Source organism: Rhizobium sp. P1_E1 (assembly GCF_056406015.1).
In genome coordinates this window covers 1-2,359 of the sequence record NZ_JBFUAY010000406.1, presented here as the reverse complement: position 1 = coordinate 2,359, position 2,359 = coordinate 1, and the positions used below count along the sequence as shown (strand labels likewise).

4 protein-coding genes and 1 pseudogene are annotated in these 2,359 nt (G+C 59.6%); 3 read left to right on the top strand and 2 right to left on the bottom strand.

Going from position 1 to position 2,359, the window contains the following annotated elements; all coding sequences use genetic code 11:
• On the top strand, positions 1-451 hold a 451-nt coding region (locus tag AC1D1Z_RS36385), incomplete at its 5' end, for an acyl-CoA dehydrogenase family protein (protein ID WP_477853662.1).
• Here AC1D1Z_RS36385 and AC1D1Z_RS36380 read toward each other — a convergent pair.
• Positions 448-600: pseudogene (locus AC1D1Z_RS36380) on the bottom strand (transposase); the annotation flags it as partial. The gene AC1D1Z_RS36385 and the pseudogene AC1D1Z_RS36380 overlap by 4 nt on opposite strands.
• Before the next feature lie 21 nt (positions 601-621).
• Positions 622-1,329 (bottom strand): hypothetical protein, encoded by a 708-nt coding sequence (locus tag AC1D1Z_RS36375; protein ID WP_477853660.1) that lies wholly within the window; start codon positions 1,327-1,329, stop codon positions 622-624.
• A gap of 378 nt (positions 1,330-1,707) precedes the next feature.
• Here AC1D1Z_RS36375 and AC1D1Z_RS36370 point away from each other — a divergent pair, with 378 nt between their 5' ends.
• Positions 1,708-2,166 (top strand): DUF4126 family protein, encoded by a 459-nt coding sequence (locus AC1D1Z_RS36370; RefSeq protein WP_168300024.1) that lies wholly within the window; start codon positions 1,708-1,710, stop codon positions 2,164-2,166.
• Positions 2,163-2,359 (top strand): FAD-dependent oxidoreductase (locus AC1D1Z_RS36365; protein WP_477853658.1); only part of this gene is annotated, 197 nt, incomplete at its 3' end. The genes AC1D1Z_RS36370 and AC1D1Z_RS36365, both read left to right, overlap by 4 nt.

Genomic DNA, 2,359 nt, shown 5'->3' with positions numbered 1-2,359 from the left:
TACCTGCCTCAACTCGGCCCGTTTCGGCATCGCCTGGGGCGCGCTCGGTGCTGCCGAGGATTGTTATGCGAGAGCCCGGCAATACACGCTCGAGCGCAAGCAGTTCGGCCGGCCGCTCGCCGCCAACCAGTTGATCCAGAAGAAGCTCGCCGACATGGTGGCGGAGATCTCGCTCGGCCTTCAGGGCTGCCTGCGGCTCGGCCGCATGAAGGAGGAAGGCCACCCGCCGGTGGAGCTGACCTCGATCCTCAAGCGCAACAGCTGCGGCAAGGCGCTGGAGATTGCGCGGGCGGCCCGCGACATGCTCGGCGGTAACGGCATCTCCGACGAATTCGGCATCGCCCGTCATCTCGTCAACCTCGAAGTCGTCAACACCTATGAGGGCACACACGACATCCACGCGCTGATCATCGGCCGGGCGATCACCGGCATTGCCGCCTTTGCGAATTAGGTTCTGTTGACAAATAGCTTCCTCCAAAGGCGGAGAGCGGCGATTTGGACGAACCCGAGGCAACTGGAAGCGGTTTTGTCGTAACGTGTTGCCAAACGACAGAAATTCTTCAACTTGTTGAAGCGCCGTTCGATGCGATTGCGCATTGCGTTGGTTTTGCTGGCCTCACATCATGGGCTGGAGGCAGCGCCCGCTTTTGCGGCTCTGCGTTCAAGGGCGCGTTTTATTGCGTGATTGAGAAAGGCCAACGTATCGAAACTGAAACTGTCTTCCTCAGGCATGCTTTCACGAATGCTCGTGACCGATTCTCCTGCGCGAAGGCGCCGAGCGATTTCGATACCTCGTACTGCACGCTTGCGCTCCGACTGCCGCCAGAATGCGGTATTCTCGGGATTTCTGAACTCATACGGCTTCGTACCGGCGCCGGCGAGGACTGCTTCCGAAAAGTGAGCAAACGTCTTGTCGTTGGCCACAACCGCCCAGAAGATCGTTTTCGCTCGCACGTAGAGATCGAGGTCCAGGAGGCAAGCGGCGAGACGATCCGCAATGGCATCGCTATAGAGGCCGGAGTTTGTCACATAAGCCACAAACCTCGATCGGCAGTTGCCCACCGGGTCATCGGCCAGCTTGATAACGACGTCGGCCATAAGGTCCGCCGGTGGGTCAGCTTCATCAAGATACCACGCCCCGCGCTGACGCTCGCTTGATTTCTCCGATTGAAGAAGTTGGATGAGCGGCTCCAGGTCAATCCCCTTGCGCCATCGTTTAAACACGGTCCCCGATAGCGCATTGTAAGCAAAGTTTTCCCCATGATCCTTTCCATCATTTATCATTCGGAGCAGATCACCGGACGCGTATGCAGAAAAATCGGAACTCATCGAGAAAGCGGTGGTCGCGCCACACACATTTTTGGTTGATGTAAGTGTCTTACTCGCTCAACAGCGACATCCATGTCAATCCCGAGCGCGAAAGTTCGACTGCCCTTGGGACCAACACGCGGCCTCCTGACAGATTGACTTAAATCAAGTTTTAGCCCACCAAAAAAATCATTTGTCACCCTGATGCATGTCGCGCAAAAGTCTGCAGTCGTTTTGGGACAACGGCGTGCGTAAAACAAAGACTTAAAGCGCGTCGCATGATTCCGAGTCGACGTGACGCGCTTTAGCCCTTTGGCGCGAAAGGGCGAATTGCCACGCGCCTGACAATGTGCAACCTTCCCTGACGACGGCAAGAGCCGGCAAAAAGGGGGATCATGCATGTTTCTGCTTCTTGCATTGCTGATTGGTGTCATATCAGGGCTTCGCGCCATGACCGCGCCGGCCGCCGTCGCCTGGGGCGCAGCACTCGGTTGGTTCGATGTCTCGCAGACGCCGCTTGCCTTCATGGGTTACAAGTGGACGCCCTGGATCTTCACGCTTCTCGCCGTCGTCGAACTGATCACCGATCAGCTGCCGTCCACGCCGTCGCGCAAGGTGCCCGTGCAGTTCGGCGCCCGCATCGTCATGGGCGCGCTGGCCGGCGCCACGATCGGTGCCGCCAGCGGCCTGCTCTTCGGCGGGCTGATTGCCGGGGTGATCGGCGCCGTCATCGGCACATATGGTGGCGCCGCCGTCCGCGGTAGGCTTGCCGCCTCCTTCGGTAAGGATCTGCCGGCCGCTCTCATCGAAGATGCCGTCGCCGTCATCGGCGCGCTGCTGATCGTGGTCGTGTCATGAAGAGCTTCGACGCCATCGTTATCGGGGGCGGCCAGGCCGGCCCCTTCCTCGCCGCCCGCATGGTCGAAAAGGGCATGAAGGTGGCGCTGATCGAGCGCAAATTCCTCGGCGGCACCTGCGTCAATGCCGGCTGCATGCCGACGAAGACGCTGGTCGCCAGCGCCCGCGCCGCCTATGTCGCGAGAAATAGCGC